We start from the raw sequence: 15,749 nt of genomic DNA, 5'->3' as shown, positions 1-15,749 counted from the left end.
CAGCGGATACCACCCCAGCAGACGCGCCGCTACGCGGGCATTACCAAATGATTCTTCGATAGCAGCTACGCGGGCATCTTTGATGAGTCAACGCGGGAGCTTGACTGTCTCTTCTGAACGTCTGAAGATATTCACAAACATTCATTCTATGGGATGCAAAAGTCGGCTTTCCAAGCCGGGGAGACCGAGCTCCGGCCCCGCAGGTTCAATCACAAAATTGTAACGATTGCCCTGCCCGGGGTACGTTTGATACAGGCATCTCTGTATTAATGCTTTTGTGACCGTACGCCCAGCCCCGCCGGCGGTCCCAACCACGAGTCTTGACCGGCGGGGGCGGAGAACCCATATTTCGGCAGCTTCGCTGCCTTGGGGTGAAGCCGGAAACCAGATGACCGCCCGGTGGGGGCCACTGGTTCCGGCCGGGCTTTTCCTTGCCCGAACCCGACAGCTAACTTCGCAGGCGCTGAAAGGATCCCTCAGTGCTTCCCCCTACTGCCCGCGGCCGTCATCGTCGCCCGGCGCCATCCCGTTCCCTCCGTTCCGCATCCACGGCTCTCCGCACGCGCGCCGCCGAGTCCTCGGCAGGCCTGCGCCAGCACCTGCCCGTGGCTGCCACGATCAGCGCAGCTGTACTGATCGGCGCCGGAATCACCGCCGCCCATGCCGGAACGACCGGCCCCCCACCCGCAGCCATAGCCCCACAGGCCCTGGCCGCCGGTCCCGCCGTCCAGGCCCCGCCGGAAGCGGCCATCGTTTTTGACCGGCCGCAGGTGGAGACCGCGCCGGCTCCCACTGCCCCGGAAGCCGTGGCGGCAGCATCCGCAGCGCCACAGGGTAGGACCCCGGTTGCCTCTGTCCCTGCTGCCACGGTGTCCTCGGCCAAGCTGGCGGCTCCTTTGGCCAGCATGTCGGTGTCGTCGCAGTTCGGATTCCGGACCAGCCCGATCACCGGAGGATCCGGTGAACTCCACACCGGCCTTGACTTGGTCGCGTCCTGCCAGACTGCCGTGTTCGCCGCCGGGTCCGGCACCGTCGTCGAGGCCGGATGGTCCGCCTACGGCGGAGGAAACCGGATCGTGGTGGACCACGGCAACGGACTGAAGAGCACCTACAACCACCTCGCCTCCATAGAGACAAGCGTGGGCGCGTCCGTGGCCGCGGGCCAGCGCCTGGCTGCGGCCGGCACCACGGGAAACTCCACCGGCTGCCACCTGCACTTCGAGGTGCTCTTCAACGGCCAGACGGTCAATCCGCAGAGCTGGATGTAACAACAGGTCCGACAGAACCTGCCGGCCACAACGAAGGGCTGTGGCCTACACGGGCATCAGGAAGGTCCCGGCCAGGTTCTGCAGCTGGTAGATCCATTGCACCCAGAGTCCGGAGACCATGAGGACACCCAGGGCGATGAGCATGACGGCGCCGCCTATATTGATGGCTCGGATGTGTTTCCGCACGACGTTCAGGACCTTTGACACCCAGTTCAGGCCCAGGGCCACGAGGACGAAGGGGATGCCCAGGCCCAGGCAGTAGACGAACGCCAGCAGCGCTCCGCGCCAGGCGCTTCCGGCGGTGACGCTCAGGCTGAGCACGGCAGCGAGGGTGGGGCCCATGCAGGGTGTCCACCCGAGGCCGAAGACGACACCGAGCACGGGGGCGCCGGCCAGGCCGCCGCGGCCGGGGGCCCGGAACTTTCGGGTCTGCTGGAGCCAGGAAAACCGGCCCAGCAGCACCAGCCCCATGAGCATCACGACGATGCCCAGGCCCCTCATCAGGGGGTCCTGCCAGCGGACCAGCCACGAGCCGATGGTCCCGAACGCCGCCCCGTAGAGGGTGAACACGGCGCCGAAGCCGAGGATGAAAAGTGCGACGCCGGTCAGGACGCGCCGCCTGTTCCGCGGCTGGGTGGGGTCGGTCAGTCCGGAGACGAAGCCCAGGTAGCCGGGGACCAGCGGAAGGATGCAGGGCGACAGGAAAGACACCAGGCCCGCCACGGCGGCCAGCGGCAACGCCAGGATCAGCGCCCCGGAGGGCACCATCGAGGCAAAGTATTCACCAATGCCCATCCGGTTAGGCGTCTTCGCGTGTTGCGGAGGGGGCACGCAGGGATCCGATGAACAGCAGCCCGGCTCCGCCGCCGACGAATACATCCGCGAGGTTGAAGGTTGGGAACCAGCCCGTGTGGAGGTAATCCACGACCCCTGCCCCGTCCAGGCGGTCCACCAGGTTTCCCAGCGCGCCACCTAGCAGGAGCGCCGCACCGGAGAGGGAAAGTGCTGTCAATCGCGGCGCGGACCGGGCCAAGACGGCGGCCAGAGCGGCGACGAGCACGGCGGTGCCGGCGGCAACTGTCCACGGCGGCAGTGACGCGCCGAGGCTGAAGGCCACACCGGTGTTGTAGTCAACCCGGACGTTGAACAGGCCGAAGTCCAACGCCGAGCCGTGGCTGCCGTGGGCCAGGAGCTGCGCCACAGCGGCCTTGACCAACAGGTCCAACACCATCAGGGCGGCGGCGCTGAATCCCAGCACCAGCCGGGCGGCCGGGAAGCGCTTCGTTGCCAGGACGCTCAACTGGCGCCCCCGTGCCGGCGGACCAGCGGCAAGGACAAGTCCAATGGCCCGGGTACCGGTCCGTGCCCGGAGCCGCAGCCTTCGCAGCATGCCGTGTCGGTAGACGCGGCAGCCGGGACGCCGGCCGTTGATACGACGGGGGCATCAGCGGCGCCCTGTTCCTCGAGGGCGCCGGTGCGGGAGGGGGTGCTGCAGTCGTCCGCGGCTGCTTCCTCGTTCCCGGCGGCGGCGTGCGGCACGGTGCAGCAGACCTCGCCCTTCCAGGCGTTGACGCCTTCGCGGACGGCGATCGCGGCGATGACCAGGGCGGCGCCGGCGTCGGCCCACCACCAGCCCAGCGTGCTGTTGAGCACCAGCCCCACGAGCAGGACCGCGGAAAGATAGGTGCACAGGAGGGTCTGTTTGGAATCGGCCACGGCGGTCTTCGAGCCCAGTTCCCGGCCGGCACGGCGCTGCAGCCAGGACAGAACCGGCATGATCGCCAGGGACAGGGCCGCGATCACGATGCCGGGGGTCGAGTGCTGGGCTTCACCCCCGCCGGTCAGGGACCGGACCGAGTCCGCCGTGACGAAGAGGGCCAGGGCGAAGAAGGAGAGGGCGATGATCCGCAGGGTCACGTGTTCGCGGCGCTCAGGATCCTTCGCGGAGAACTGCCAGGACAGGGCGAGGGCGGACAGGACTTCGATGACCGAGTCCAGGCCGAAGCCGATCAGTGCCGAAGAGTCCGCCACGTTCCCTGCCCACAGGGCCACGACGGCTTCGATGACGTTGTACGTGATGGTCGCGGCCGCGAACAGCCGGATCCGCCGGCTCAGAACGGCGCGGCGCTGGGTTCCGGGTGCGAGTTGGAGTGCGGCGGTCATGCCACGCACGTCCCGTCCGGTGCGCAGCAGGCCGGGTCAACGGCCAGCACGACCCCGATCAGGTCCCTGATGGCGTGGCCCAGAGCAGCATCTGCAAGTTCGTACCGGGTGCGCCGGCCATCCGGAACAGCCACCACCAGGCCGCAGCCCCGAAGGCAGGTCAGATGATTGGACATGCTCTGCCGTGAGACGCCGAGGGAGTCAGCCAGGTCGGAGGGGTAGGCGGGCTCATCTGCCAGGGCCAGCAGGACCCTGGCCCTGGTCGGATCCGAGGCCGCGTAACCGAACCGCGCGAGCACCGGGGCGTGCATAAGGGTTTCCATCCACCCAGAGTACATCGCAGAATGTATCAATGTAAAAGAACCGGACGGCTCCGTCATGCAGACAGGGTTTCAGATACCCATGCGGTCCAGGAGGGCGTCTTCTTCCTCATCGGAACTGTTCCGCTTCCGCGCCCGAGCCTCCCGGCGCGCCCGCAAAACACTTTCGGACGGACCACTCTCCTCCTGGTCTTCGCGTTCTTCCCGGGCAATCCGGGCCTGCTGTCGTGCCGTGTATCCGAAACCCACGAACGCCAGAATCCCGAAGGTTAGCCACTGCAGCGCATAGGAAAGATTGGATCCTTCCTGCACCGGCGGCAGGGACAGCTGCTGGGCAGCCACGGCGGGACTGGGGGACTCTGTGGCCATCAGGCCGTAGCTCCCGGTCATCAGCGGGTATTCCACCTGCCGGGCATACTCGGACAGGGCAATGCTGGCCAACTGTCCCTTCGGGGCAGATCGACCATCCATTTCCGGTTCGGACGGCTTGATCCGAACGACTGCCTCCACATTCCCCGCCGGAGGATTGGGGACAACGTCGGGGTACCCGGGCCTCGCGTTGCCAATCGGCAGCCAACCCCTGTTGACCACTATGGTCTCGCCGGACGCCAGCCGGAACGGGACGAGCACCTCATAGCCGGGAGCGGCATTGTTCGGCCTGTTCCGGACAACCCGCTGATCCTGCGCCACGTACTGGCCAGTGATCGAGACGGTGGTCCATTTCGCCTCAGGCTCGGCGGTTTCGAAATACTGCCGCGCGTCGTCGAAGGATATGGGGCTCTTGTCGTAGTTCTGCTGGACGCGCTGGATTTCGCTGACGGCCTGGTTGCGGCGGTCCATCTGCCATTTGCTCAGGCCTGCGCAGGCTGCGGCGACGATCGCGGCCAGAATCAGATAGCCCACCCAGCGACGCGTGAAGAGGAACCGGTACGTCACTCCTGGCTCCTCCCGTCCGGAAATCCGGCCCCGGTCGCAGGGGCTGTAGGTAATTGAAGTTGGCTAGGCCGATGCTCAGGGATGGAGTATTGGTCGGAGCGGGATTCTTGAGGTTGGGACCAGTGCACCTGATCAGCGTAGCTGTCGGACAGTTCCCTCATCACCGGTCGTACCTTTGCGGGAACGTCGCGCTTCGCTCGTCTGTAGCTTGGTCAGGCAGGCCGCTGACAGGCACCCGCTGTGGAATGAAGAAGGCTTAGGCCCAATGCCGTTTACTTTGTGATTTTGGGTGTTTTCTTGAGTGGCCAGTTGGACATTTTGCGTTTGACGGCGCGGGGGACGGTCCGTTGCCGGCGTGGGGGCAGGAGCTCGTGGAGGATTTCCCGGCAGAAGATGGCGAAGGCTTCAGCCAGCTTCTGAGGGGGAAAAAGCCGGGCGCGCGGCGAGGGATCGCCGAGCTGCCCGGAGGGTCCTTGTGAAAGAGAACTGCAGGGGGTCTTCGTCGAATTCTGCGGCGACGGTGCCGATGATGGACCGGATCGCGTAGTGGGCGCAGAGGTGGCCGTAGATTTCCTGGAGCACCCCGTCTGGTGTTTTGGAACGCAGCACGATGCCGGGGCCGCGCTGGTGGGTTTTGAGTTCATCGAAGCTGGACTCTATTTCCCAGCGCCTGGCGTACAGCCGGGCCAGGTCTTCGGCCGGTGCGGCGGCCGGGTCCAGGATCGTGGTGATCAACAGGAACTTGCTTACCTCATCCCCGGCAACGGCCTCGTTCCCCAGGGTGGCTTTGCTCTCGGTGGTGACTTCGTATTCGATGACGCGGACCGGGATGCCGTTGGTGTCCTTGGCCCGGTCCTTGCTGGAGGGATAGATCTTTGAGAGGTATGAGCCGTCGCCGTAGTCCTCCAGCGACGGCAGTGCGCTGTTGGTCCTCATCCGCCACAACAACGCGGCCCCTGTCGCGGCACTGTCCTTCCATGCCGTATAGGAAAAGAACCCGCGGTCGGCCATGGCCAGCATGTCTTTGGCCAGGTCCGCCAGCAGGGCCGGATACAGGTCATGTTCGGAGGTGTCGTACCGGGAGGCCACCGCGGAGAAGACCGCATGGGTGCCGCATTCGACCAGTCCCAGCACCCTCGCCTGGGGGAAGGCGCTTTTGAAGTCCGTGTTCGTCCCCGGCCGGCCATAGGCGCGCTCGTTCGCGGGGGTGTCGGCCAGGTCCAGGGTGGTCCCGTCCACGGAGACCAGCCGCCATTCCTTGTAGAACCCGGGCCCGTCCGGGGCCGCGAACGGCTTGGCGACCTCGGCGAACAACTCCAGCATGACCGCGGAACCCAACCGGTTCCGCGCCTTGTAAATCGCCGCTTTGGTCGGCATCACCCACTCCCGGAACCGGCCGCTCAGCCATTCCATCCCCGCCAGCAACGAGCGCATAACTTCCTCGTAGGATCCGTTGGAGAACAACGCCAAGGCCATCACGTAATAGACCATCAACCGCGAGGGCAGCAAACGGTTCCGCTGCTCCAGGGCCCCGGTACGCCCGATCACCGCATCCACCACATCTGCCGGGAAAACCCGCGTCAACACACCAAGAGAAATATGGTCAGTCAACCGTTCAGGACCCTCCGGGGTCACCCATCCACACTACGCGCCACGCCAAAAGATTAACACACCTGAGCTAAGTAAACGGCATTGGGCTTAGGCCTGCACCAGAAGCCCGGTGGCGAACATCACCGCCAGGCCCAGAATGATCCCGGACGTGGTGGCCGCCGTGAACGTCTTCCCGGCGCTGTCTTTGAGCATCGGGAGCAGCTTGACTGCCACCTGTGCCACGGCCCCGGCTCCGATGCCGAGCAGGAAAGCGGAGAGTGCCGGCTGATAGACAGTAGCTCCGATGATGGCTCCGGCGATGGCCGGCGCGCCGGCGATGAGTCCCAGTGCCGCGAGGCGGGCCAGGTTTGGCGGCTGCTTGGCCAACGGTGTGACGATCGCCAGGCCCTCGGTGGTGTTGTGGATGGCGAAACCGATGATCAGCGACGCGCCCAAGGCGAGGGAACCGACGGCGTAAGCGGACCCGATCGCGAGTCCCTCGCCGAAGTTGTGAAGTCCGATGCCGATCGCGATTAGGAGCGCGAGGCGCCCCGGGGGCAGGGCTGCCGGCTGGGCCGCGGCACTGAGCTTCTGGTGCCGGCGCATCCACGCGTCTGTTCCCTCCAGAACCAGGTAGGCCACCGCCGCGCCGAGGAACACAACCATCGGGCCGCCGAACGCGCCGCTGCCGGCCACGAGTTCCACGGCTTCGAGGGTGGCATCGATGGCCAGAAAAGCGAGCAGGCCCACTGTGACGCCCAGCAGGACCCGGACCCAGGAGGCAGGCGCACGGCGCACGAACGGCATCCAGAGCATCCCCAGAGCTACCGGTATGACTCCCACATACACGCCCAGGAGCGTCATGAGGGCAAAGAACGAGCCGCCGCGTTCCGGACTCAGCGCAGCTGCCTCGATATCGGCGGGGATCTTCCCGCCTATCGACGTCACCAGTGCCACTTCATACGGGTCTCCGTCCACCCAGTGGTAGCTGATGGTGAGGGTGGTGGACTCCAGCGGCGCCATGGTCTCGCGGGTCTGGGTGAACATGGCGTAGTAGTCCGAGACGTTGACCTGGGCGATGGACACCGGGTCAGGTCCTTCGTTGCGGACCGTGATGGAGATCTGCCCGGGCGTGAGGCGGATATCTTCGACGGCGACCTCTTCCTTGGGCGGAACGCCCTCGGAGAGTTTGTTGAGACCCGGGGCATTCAGGAGCCAAAACAGGCCCAGCAGGATCGCGATCAGGACCAGCGGCCCAATGCCGAGCAGCCATGGCGGGACCGGAGTGCGGCGGTGCGGCGCGGCAGCCAGCTCGGCTGCCGTCCTTTCGTCCAGGCTCATGATGCGCTCACTTCGAAGAAGCCCATCCAGCCAAGCTCCGCGAACTCGGTCTTGTGGGCATGGAACATGAATTTGCCCGGGTATGGGAAGCGGATCTCCACGATGCCCCGCTGGCCCTGCACCTGGGAGATGGTGTCCGTGAATTCGCTGGGCGTGAGCATGGTCCCGGTGGGGTAGTAGTGGAAGAAGTTGCCGTGGACGTGGAAGGAATTGATGGGGTCGTATTCCAGGACGTTGATCAGATGGATCCGCACCAGCGCATTCTGCTTCACCTGCACGGGGTAGTCCATGAAGTGGAACGGCAGGCCGTTGACGGAGTAGAACTCGTTGTCATCCCCGCCGTCGGTGTTGTAGCCGTTCATGACCATGACCATCTCGTCATCCGCCGGAGGGCGCCCCTCCTTGGGCTCGATGATGAAGCCGCCATAGAGGCCCTTGGCAATGTGCGGGGCCAGCGGGGATTGGTGGCAGTGGTACAGGTGGGTGCCGAAGGGGGTGGCGTCGAACTCGTACGTGAAGCTTTGCCCCGGGGCGATCGAACCGGCGCCGATCCCAGGAGTGCCGTCCATTTCGGCCCGGTGCACACCGTGGAAGTGCATGGTGTGCGGGTGCGCGCCGGCGTTGGTGAAATGGATCCGCAGCAGGTCCCCTTCCCGCGCCCACAGTGTGGGGCCGGGGATCCGGCCGTTGTAGCTCCAGCCCGGGAATGTTACTCCGGGGGCGATCTCGAAGTCCTTGTCCACGGCGACGATGTCCCACTCGCGCAGGGTCCGCCCGTCCGGCAGGGTGCTGGTTTTCCCGCGGTCGAAATCGCGCAGGATCGCGGTGGGGTCGATGCCGGCGCGATCCGGCGGCACCGATCCGCCGGCGAAGCCGGCATGACCGGCATGGTTTGTCGTGGCCGGTTGGACTGTTCCGCCTGACCCGCCTCCCGCCGTCGCACGCGCGTTCGACGGCGCCGCGGCGCCGCTGGAGCTCCCGGCACCGCTGCCGCTGTGCTGGTCGTGCCCGCTGGAGGCCTGGGCTTGAATCGCGGTGAAGGCCGGTACGGCGGCAAGGACGGCAGCGCCGGACAGCATGGACCGCCTGCTGGGAAGCTTCTCCGACAACGTTTTCGGCACGCCGACTCTCTTTCACTTCAGTGGGAAACAAAATTCTTCGATAAGCCTAACATCTGGCCTGGGCTTGATACCATTGACGTCATGCCCGTCTCCGATTTGTCCCCGTCAGCGCAGGACTACCTGAAGCTGATCTGGTCCGCCACGGAGTGGACCGCCACTCCCATTACCGTCAGCGTCATGGCCGAGCGGCTCGGTGTGCGGCCCTCCACGGTGTCGGACGGGCTCAAGAAGCTCGCCCAGCAAGGGCTGGTTACCCATGCGCCGTACAGGAGTATCGAGCTGACGGACGCCGGCCGTGACCATGCGGTGGCCATGGTCCGCCGGCACCGCCTCCTTGAGACTTTCCTTGTGGAGGTGCTGGGGTATGGATGGGATGAGGTCCACGATGAGGCTGAGGTCCTGGAACACGCCGTGTCGGACAAGCTGGTCGAACGGATGGACCTGAAGCTTGGCCGTCCCACCCGGGATCCGCACGGGGATCCCATCCCCAGCCCCGATGGCCAGCCAAAGGTGCCGGCCGGAACCCAGCTCTCCGCCGCGGTCACGGGCGACACCGTGGCCATCACCCGCATTTCGGATGCGGATCCGCAGATGCTGCGCTACTTCACTGAGCTTGGTCTCGCGCCCGACACCAGGCTTACTGTCAGGGAGCGCCGCCCGTACGCCGATGTGACCACTGTCCGGGTGCACGAACCCGAGCGGGATATCGACCTCGGAGTGTCAGCCTCGGACGCCATCTGGGTCGTCGCCGTCTAGGAGCGCGCTGAACTCTGATCAATCCCCGCCATCGCGGACGAAAGCCATCCATTAGCAGGTGTCACCAACCTGCTGGACGGGTGCACTCCTGTGCCGCTCGTTCAGACGGCACTGCGTGGGGCAAACATGATGACCGCAACGCCCAGCAGGCAGATGATAGATCCGGTGACGTCCCAGCGGTCGGGCCGGAAGCCGTCGAAGATCATTCCCCAGGCCAGGGAGCCGGCGACGAACACGCCTCCGTAGGCGGCGAGGATCCGGCCGAAGTGGGCGTCCGGCTGTAGGGTTGCGGCGAAACCGTAGATGCCCAGGGCGAGGACGCCGAGCCCGGCCCACCACCATTCCTTGCCTTCGCGCACGGATTGCCAGACGAGCCAGGCGCCGCCGATTTCGGCGGCCGCGGCCAGGATGAACAGGACGATGGTTTTTGCGATGGTCACCGACCCATCGTGGCATGTGCGGGAGAGTCAGTTGTGGCTGGCTTCCCCGGTGACCATGTGGTCTGCATGGTTGATGGCTTCGTGGATGAGCCTGATGAGGTGTCCGTCACGCAGTGAGTAGATGATGTGCCGGCCGGACTTGCGGGTGTCGACGAGGCCGCTGAGCCGGAGTTTGGCGAGGTGCTGGCTGGCCACGGTGCGGGGCACCCCTGATGCTTCGGTCAGTTCCGTGACGGTCCGCGGGCCGGCGGAGAGCTGCCAGAGCAGGTGCAGGCGGGTGGGTTCGGCGAGCATCCGCAGGGTTTCGCTGGCCGCTGCCAGATGTTCCGGTCCCGGGGTGACCGAATGGACCAGGGAGGGCTGTTTATCGGCTGTGCTCAACGGGGTCCTTTGGGGTGGTGGATGCGGGGACCGGCCCACGTGGTTGCCGTGGCCAGGACAGGAATGCTCCTGTACTGCCGATTATCGCAATGGTTGCCAAGGCCAGTGCGGCCCAGCCTAGTCCGGCCTGCGCGCCGATCCAGCCCGCGAGGGGGTACGTCAGGATGTAGCAGGCGTGCGAGAGGGAGAACTGCGCCGTGAAGACGTAAGGGCGGGTGTGCTCATCGGAGGCATCGCGCAGGAGCCGTGACGACGGGGTGAGGATGGTTGAATTAGCGGCCCCGAGCAACACCCATAATGCGAGCAGCAGCCACCATCCGGCGTCGGGGGAACCCAGGAACGTCACGGCTGTGGCGCCGGCGAGAGCCATCGGGATCACGGCGGCGCCGGTGAGCATGACAGCGCGGTCCCCGAAACGGTCCAGGATCTGTGGCGCAGACAAAGCGACGGCCATCGACCCAATGCCGAAGCATGCCAGCGCCAGCGCCAGATCAGTGTCGGGGCGGTGCAGAACGTCGCGGACGTAGATCACGGTATTGACCAGCACCAGGGCGGTCGGGGCGGCAACGACCAGGTTCAGGGCCAGCAGGGACCGCAGCCTCCGGTCGCGCCAAAAGATCCTCGCGCCCAGGGTGGTCCGGTGCCACAGGGACCCTTCCGGACCCGGAGATGCAGCGACCCGGGGCAGAACCGTGAAGGCAACTATGAATGCCGAGAACAGGAATCCGGCAACAGTGCCCAGGAACAGGCTGTTATAGCTGAGCGCGGTCAGCAGCAGCGCAGCCGCGGCCGGGCTGACGAGTGCCTCCATGTCATAGGCGAGCCGGGACAGCGACAGGGCGTGCGTGTAATCCCGTTGGTCTTTCAGGATGGTGGGGATCAACGACTGGAAAGCGGGGGTAAAAATGGCTGAGGCTGACTGCAGCAGGAAGATCACCACGTAGATCTGCCACGTCTCCGTGATGAACGGCAGGCACAAGGCCATCCCGGCCCGGATCAGGTCGGCGCCGATCAGCACCGGTTTCTTTGGCAGCCGTGCCACCAGGGCCGTAATTACCGGCGCCAGACCCACGTAGGCCAGCATCTTGATCGTCAACGCAGTACCCAGGACCGCCCCCGCGTTCTGCCCCGCCAGATCGTACGCCAAGAGCCCCAGGGCAACGGTCAGCAGGCCGGTCCCGACCAGGGCCACGATCTGGGCGGCGAACAGCCGCCTGTAGGTTATATTCCGCAGAACCGACAGCATCAGACCGCCTTCCGTAAGTGCATATGTGCGCGTTTGTGCACTAATAGTACTCCGCTCGGCCTCTGGTTCGCATCGCCTGCCGCGAGAACGGGGTGGTCCAGTCCGGCGACACCGTGAGCCGCGGCGACGGACTCATACACGTTCGCAAAGGTCGAGGTCAGCCCTGCCGTGATCGCCGCGCCGGCAGCCAGGATCAGGATCAGAGCACCGTGCGGGCCCATCCGCCGGCTGATCCATTGGACCGCATCGACCACTGTGCCAGCGCGTGAGGTCAGGGCCCCCGAGCAACCGGTCCTGATCCAGCTCACCCCGCACGCCTTCGTCTGCCGGGTGGTCTCGTTCATCTGCCAAGGTCGCAGCCAAACACCTGTACAGCGCCGGGAGTATGCAAGCTTAGTACCTCCCCCAGCTCACCAGGAGGTGTTGCAGCATCGCTCCCTCGCTCGGCCTGGCGGACGCGTGCCGTACAACCATCCCGGCACTGCCCGCCGCATCCTCGATGAGCGGTATGCGCGCGGGGAAATCGACGACGACGAATACCGGAGGCGGCGCGAGGCACTGGAGTAGGGCGCGCGATCACCGCGCCTCCCCGCCGGAGGCGAAGCGCATCCTGGCTGACTCTGGCAATCCCTGCACGGTTCCCTTGCCGGCGGCCAAGGTCCGGCTGGTGCGGCCCGTTCCGCAGGTCAGCCGGCATGCGCCAGGATCGAGAGGCTCCTGACGCCGTATTTCGTGGTCGCCGCACGGGCGCTGTCGGAGAGGAACTCATACGGATTCGTCCGGAGCGTTTCCAGCGCGAACCCGCTGCCGGCGATCAATTCCTGGTAGGTGTCTTCCTGCGTGGCGCCACCGATGCAGGCGGCCCAGAGATCTATGTTGCAGACAATCTGTTGGGTCAGCGGCCTTTCGGTGACGATATCGGCAACCGCCAGGCGTCCTCCGGGGCGCAGCACGCGTGCCGCTTCGCGGAAGACAGCGGCTTTGTCCGCGGACAGGTTGATGACGCCGTTGGAGATGATGCAGTCGAAGCTGGCATCGTCGAAGGGGAGTTCTTCGATGTACCCGTTCGCGAAGGCGACCTGGGGAAAGCCGCCCTCTTTCCGCAGGCCGTCGGCCTTCTCCAGCTGCTCCTCGGTCATGTCAAGGCCCACCACCTGCCCGCCGGATCCCACCGTGACGGCGGCGGCGAAGACGTCCATCCCCGAACCTGAGCCCAGGTCCAGGATTTTTTCTCCGGGCCTGAGGTCCGCCAGGTCGAAAAAATATCCCACCCCGGCGAAGGACTCGACGGCGGCGGCAGGGATCGCGTCCAGCAGCCAGGTCGGGTAGCCCAGCTGCTCCGCAAGACCGCGTCCCATCTTGAAGTGGTACTTGCCAGCGGGGTTTCGGGCCACCGCCCGATAGACCTGCTTGACCTTGTCCTCAAGCTCGCTTCGATCAACTTCAACTGTTCCCATGTCCATGGCTCTACCCGTGTTTCATACGATTTTGAGGGTGGTTTCAACCGGAACCGGATTGGCCAGGCAGTCGCGGACCGGTGACGTGTCCTGGACATACCGGCACAGGGACTGAAGCTGCTCCGGGGTGGCATTCGGGCTGGAGACCCGTGCCTGCGCACGGATGGCGGTGAATCCGGGCCGAGGTCCTTCGAGGCCGAGGAAGGGCCGAACATCCAGATCCCCTTCGACGTGGAACTCCAGTGAACTGATCTCTATACCCTGGGCGGCCGCATTGGCCGCGTATCCGACGGCGTAGCAGAAGCCCAGGGCCTGCAGCAGCAGTTCGACGGCGTTGGGTCCGGCGTTGTTTCCGAGGAGCACGGGAGGTTCGTCACCCTCGATCGTGAAGTCTCCGGTCCGCGTGGTGTCGGGTTCCCCCGCATGGGTGAATCCCAGGATCTTTCCCGAGTTGTGGGTGCCGCCACGCCAGGTGCTGGTGGCTCTGAACGTAAAGCTGCCCTGGGTGGGATCTGCCTGGATCGCATCGATGGTCCCCAGTAGCTGGTCGACGTCAATGCCATTGCGGATGGTCGCTGTCGATTCCATCGCAATTCGCCTCTTTTCCGGGTTGTCCCGGGGTCCGTGGGGCGGCCCCGGTAGTATTCAAGTGAATACTTGAATACCACACCCGGTGGGTATATCTTGTCAAGTACTTGAATATGATTTGCGGAGGATCGGGCATGAGTGACAGGCCGGCAAAGGACAAGCTGTTTGATGCATTTGCTTCCGTGGCTAAGGTCCTTGGCAGTGGTCGGCGCGCCGAGATAGTGGATGTCCTAGCCCAGGGTGAGCGCCCTGTGGACGAAATTGCCGAGGAAATCGGGCAGAGCATCGCCAATACTTCGCAGCATCTTCAGCAGCTCCTGCGGGCAGGTCTGGTGCGCACCCGTCGCGAAGGAACGCGGATCCATTACCGCCTCAGCGGCACCGCGGTCACGCGACTCTGGGCGGCCGTGCGGGAGGTTGCATCCGAGCATGTCGCAGAACTCGACGAACTCGCCGAGGCCTACCTGGGGGACAGGGCGGCCTTGGACTCCCTGACCCGGACTGAGCTGACCAACCGAATGGCCGCCGGAGATGTCGTAGTTCTCGATGTGCGGCCTGAGCGCGAATTCCGCTCTGGCCACATCCCGGGCGCGGTTTCGGTTCCTGTCGGAGAGCTGGCGGGGCGGATGAAGGACCTGCCGCACGGCCGCATCATCGTGGCGTACTGCCGCGGACAGTACTGCGTGTTCGCCGACGAGGCGGTGCGGACGCTGCGGGAACAGGGTATGCCTGCCGTCAGGCTCGAGGAGGGCTATCCCGAGTGGGCTGAGGCCGGGCTGCCCGTCGAGGCTGGCGCGCCGCGCAAGTCCGGCGCACCGGGATAGCCGCCGCGTCCGAAATCGGCGGGGCACTCATTTACGGTGTGTTGTACGTTGTGACCAGACCACGACGGGAATCAGAAGGAGGGACAGGACGCCTCCGGCCAGGGACAGAACGGCGTAGCTGGTGCCGGCGACGACGACTCCGGACAGGGCGCCGCCTGCTGCGCCGGCAAGGGCGATAAGGACATCAATGGAGCCTTGTATCTTGGCCCTGGTTTCGAGCGGGGTGGCGTCGACGATGAGGGCCGTGCCGCTGATCAGGCCGAAGTTCCAGCCCAGTCCGAGCAGCGCGAGTGCGATCATCAGTTGCCCCATGGATTGCGCAGGGGCCGTTGCCGCAACGATTCCGGCTGCCAGGAGCGTCACGCCCGCGGCGACGGCGATGGGGACCCGGCCGAGCCGGTCGACGAGGACGCCGGTGATCAGCGAGGGCAGGTACATGAAGCCGATATGGATGCCGATCACAACTCCGACTTCGGTCAGGCCGTGACCGTGCGACTGCATGTGGACCGGGGTCATGGTCATGATGGCGACCATCGCAATCTGGGTGAGGACCATGACGGTGGTGCCGACGGCGACACCGCGGTTGTTCCCCGGCGGTTCCGGGGTGGACGGCGAATCGGTGGCCGGGGCAGTCTCCGCCCGGTCCTGGGCACTGATCGCGGTAGCCAGTAGGAGCGGGTCGGGCCGCAGCCAGAAATACAACACCAGGCCCGCGAAGGCGTAGGCGACTGAGGCGAGCAGGAACGGTCCGGCCAGGGCCGGGATGCCCAAGGCTGTGGCGAATGCGCCCATCGGGGTGACCAGGTTCGGTCCGGCAACGGCGCCGAGTGTTGTGGACACCATGGCCAGACTGACTGCGGTGGCGCGCCGCTGGGGTGGTGCGAGGTCGGTTCCGGCGTACCGTGCCTGCAGGTTGGTGGCCGTTCCGGCACCGTAGACGAGAAGGGCAATGAATAACAGGACCACGCTGTCCGATACCGCGGCCAGGACGACGCCGGCTGCTCCGATGCCGCCGGCGATGAATCCCGAGGCCAGGCCGGCACGGCGGCCCCGGCGCTGGGAAATCCGTCCGACCAGGAAGGCCGCCCCGGCTGAACCGAGCGTGAATAGTGCCGCCGGGATGCCTGCCAGCCCTGCGGTGCCGAGCATCTGCTGGGCCAGAAGGGCGCCGACGGTGACGCCGGCGGCGAGACCGGCCCCTCCGAAAATCTGGGAAATGATGACGACGGCGAGGGTGCGCCGATAGAGCGCATGGCGGCGCTCTGGGGAAAAGGAGTAGGACTGGACCAGTTTTTCCGGGATCTGCTGCACAGCCGGG

Annotated in this window: 18 protein-coding genes and 1 riboswitch; of the genes, 4 read left to right on the top strand and 14 right to left on the bottom strand. The window is 65.6% G+C overall.

Annotation, left to right across the window (positions count from 1 at the left end; genetic code table 11):
* Positions 1 to 278: 278 nt before the first annotated feature.
* A riboswitch (cyclic di-AMP (ydaO/yuaA leader) is annotated at positions 279 to 475 on the top strand.
* A gap of 4 nt (positions 476 to 479) precedes the next feature.
* Positions 480 to 1,268 (top strand): M23 family metallopeptidase, encoded by a 789-nt coding sequence (locus ACVWY0_RS18935; protein ID WP_485838050.1) that lies wholly within the window; start codon positions 480 to 482, stop codon positions 1,266 to 1,268.
* A 45-nt stretch (positions 1,269 to 1,313) separates the two neighbouring features.
* On the opposite strand, the gene ACVWY0_RS18930 is transcribed toward ACVWY0_RS18935, so the two are convergent.
* The 8 genes from ACVWY0_RS18930 to ACVWY0_RS18895 form a co-directional block, all read right to left on the bottom strand.
* A complete protein-coding gene (locus tag ACVWY0_RS18930; protein WP_485838049.1) occupies positions 1,314 to 2,063 on the bottom strand; it encodes a cytochrome c biogenesis CcdA family protein in 750 nt (249 codons plus the stop codon).
* 4 nt (positions 2,064 to 2,067) lie between these two features.
* Positions 2,068 to 2,568, bottom strand: a complete 501-nt coding sequence (gene lspA / locus ACVWY0_RS18925; protein WP_485838048.1) for a signal peptidase II — start codon at positions 2,566 to 2,568, stop codon at positions 2,068 to 2,070.
* Positions 2,565 to 3,431: a cation efflux transmembrane domain-containing protein gene (locus ACVWY0_RS18920; protein ID WP_485838047.1), complete on the bottom strand. Its 867-nt coding sequence runs from the start codon at positions 3,429 to 3,431 to the stop codon at positions 2,565 to 2,567. The genes lspA and ACVWY0_RS18920 overlap by 4 nt, the downstream gene beginning before the upstream one ends.
* On the bottom strand, positions 3,428 to 3,754 hold the full coding sequence (locus ACVWY0_RS18915) for an ArsR/SmtB family transcription factor (RefSeq protein ID WP_485838046.1): 327 nt from the start codon (positions 3,752 to 3,754) through the stop codon (positions 3,428 to 3,430). The genes ACVWY0_RS18920 and ACVWY0_RS18915 overlap by 4 nt, the downstream gene beginning before the upstream one ends.
* 69 nt (positions 3,755 to 3,823) lie before the next feature.
* Positions 3,824 to 4,687: an SURF1 family cytochrome oxidase biogenesis protein gene (locus tag ACVWY0_RS18910; protein WP_485838045.1), complete on the bottom strand. Its 864-nt coding sequence runs from the start codon at positions 4,685 to 4,687 to the stop codon at positions 3,824 to 3,826.
* A gap of 405 nt (positions 4,688 to 5,092) precedes the next feature.
* Complete coding sequence (locus tag ACVWY0_RS18905; RefSeq protein ID WP_485838044.1) at positions 5,093 to 6,322, bottom strand: IS4 family transposase; 1,230 nt, start codon at positions 6,320 to 6,322, stop codon at positions 5,093 to 5,095.
* A 63-nt stretch (positions 6,323 to 6,385) separates the two neighbouring features.
* On the bottom strand, positions 6,386 to 7,618 hold the full coding sequence (locus tag ACVWY0_RS18900) for a ZIP family metal transporter (RefSeq protein ID WP_485838043.1): 1,233 nt from the start codon (positions 7,616 to 7,618) through the stop codon (positions 6,386 to 6,388).
* Positions 7,615 to 8,739 (bottom strand): multicopper oxidase domain-containing protein, encoded by a 1,125-nt coding sequence (locus ACVWY0_RS18895; RefSeq protein WP_485838042.1) that lies wholly within the window; start codon positions 8,737 to 8,739, stop codon positions 7,615 to 7,617. The genes ACVWY0_RS18900 and ACVWY0_RS18895 overlap by 4 nt, the downstream gene beginning before the upstream one ends.
* An 81-nt stretch (positions 8,740 to 8,820) precedes the next feature.
* Between ACVWY0_RS18895 and ACVWY0_RS18890 the strand changes: the two genes are divergently transcribed.
* Positions 8,821 to 9,495 carry a metal-dependent transcriptional regulator gene (locus ACVWY0_RS18890; protein WP_485838041.1) on the top strand — a complete coding sequence of 225 codons (675 nt, stop codon included), beginning with the start codon at positions 8,821 to 8,823 and terminating at the stop codon, positions 9,493 to 9,495.
* 101 nt (positions 9,496 to 9,596) lie between these two features.
* Here ACVWY0_RS18890 and ACVWY0_RS18885 read toward each other — a convergent pair whose 3' ends face one another.
* The 3 genes from ACVWY0_RS18885 to ACVWY0_RS18875 are packed head-to-tail and all read right to left on the bottom strand — an operon-like array spanning position 9,597 to position 11,562.
* Positions 9,597 to 9,935 (bottom strand): YnfA family protein, encoded by a 339-nt coding sequence (locus ACVWY0_RS18885; protein ID WP_485838040.1) that lies wholly within the window; start codon positions 9,933 to 9,935, stop codon positions 9,597 to 9,599.
* Between the two features lie 27 nt (positions 9,936 to 9,962).
* Complete coding sequence (locus tag ACVWY0_RS18880) at positions 9,963 to 10,316, bottom strand: ArsR/SmtB family transcription factor (protein WP_485838039.1); 354 nt, start codon at positions 10,314 to 10,316, stop codon at positions 9,963 to 9,965.
* Positions 10,300 to 11,562, bottom strand: coding sequence for an MFS transporter (locus tag ACVWY0_RS18875; protein ID WP_485838038.1), 1,263 nt, complete (start codon positions 11,560 to 11,562; stop codon positions 10,300 to 10,302). The genes ACVWY0_RS18880 and ACVWY0_RS18875 overlap by 17 nt, the downstream gene beginning before the upstream one ends.
* A gap of 459 nt (positions 11,563 to 12,021) precedes the next feature.
* On the opposite strand from ACVWY0_RS18875, the gene ACVWY0_RS18870 reads away from it, so the two are divergent.
* Positions 12,022 to 12,129 carry an SHOCT domain-containing protein gene (locus ACVWY0_RS18870; protein WP_485838037.1) on the top strand — a complete coding sequence of 36 codons (108 nt, stop codon included), beginning with the start codon at positions 12,022 to 12,024 and terminating at the stop codon, positions 12,127 to 12,129.
* Between the two features lie 119 nt (positions 12,130 to 12,248).
* Here the strand turns inward: ACVWY0_RS18870 and ACVWY0_RS18865 are convergent, their stop codons facing one another.
* A complete protein-coding gene (locus ACVWY0_RS18865) occupies positions 12,249 to 13,019 on the bottom strand; it encodes a methyltransferase domain-containing protein (RefSeq protein WP_485838036.1) in 771 nt (256 codons plus the stop codon).
* Between the two features lie 21 nt (positions 13,020 to 13,040).
* Positions 13,041 to 13,607, bottom strand: coding sequence for an OsmC family protein (locus tag ACVWY0_RS18860; RefSeq protein WP_485838035.1), 567 nt, complete (start codon positions 13,605 to 13,607; stop codon positions 13,041 to 13,043).
* Between the two features lie 134 nt (positions 13,608 to 13,741).
* Between ACVWY0_RS18860 and ACVWY0_RS18855 the strand changes: the two genes are divergently transcribed.
* Positions 13,742 to 14,431, top strand: coding sequence for an ArsR/SmtB family transcription factor (locus ACVWY0_RS18855; protein ID WP_252601952.1), 690 nt, complete (start codon positions 13,742 to 13,744; stop codon positions 14,429 to 14,431).
* A 27-nt stretch (positions 14,432 to 14,458) separates the two neighbouring features.
* Here ACVWY0_RS18855 and ACVWY0_RS18850 read toward each other — a convergent pair whose 3' ends face one another.
* Complete coding sequence (locus ACVWY0_RS18850) at positions 14,459 to 15,742, bottom strand: MFS transporter (RefSeq protein WP_485838034.1); 1,284 nt, start codon at positions 15,740 to 15,742, stop codon at positions 14,459 to 14,461.
* Positions 15,743 to 15,749 lie beyond the last annotated feature (7 nt).

Source organism: Arthrobacter sp. UYNi723, from assembly GCF_054057635.1.
Note: the sequence above shows the minus strand (reverse complement) of the source record. Positions and strands in the feature narration are given on the sequence as shown.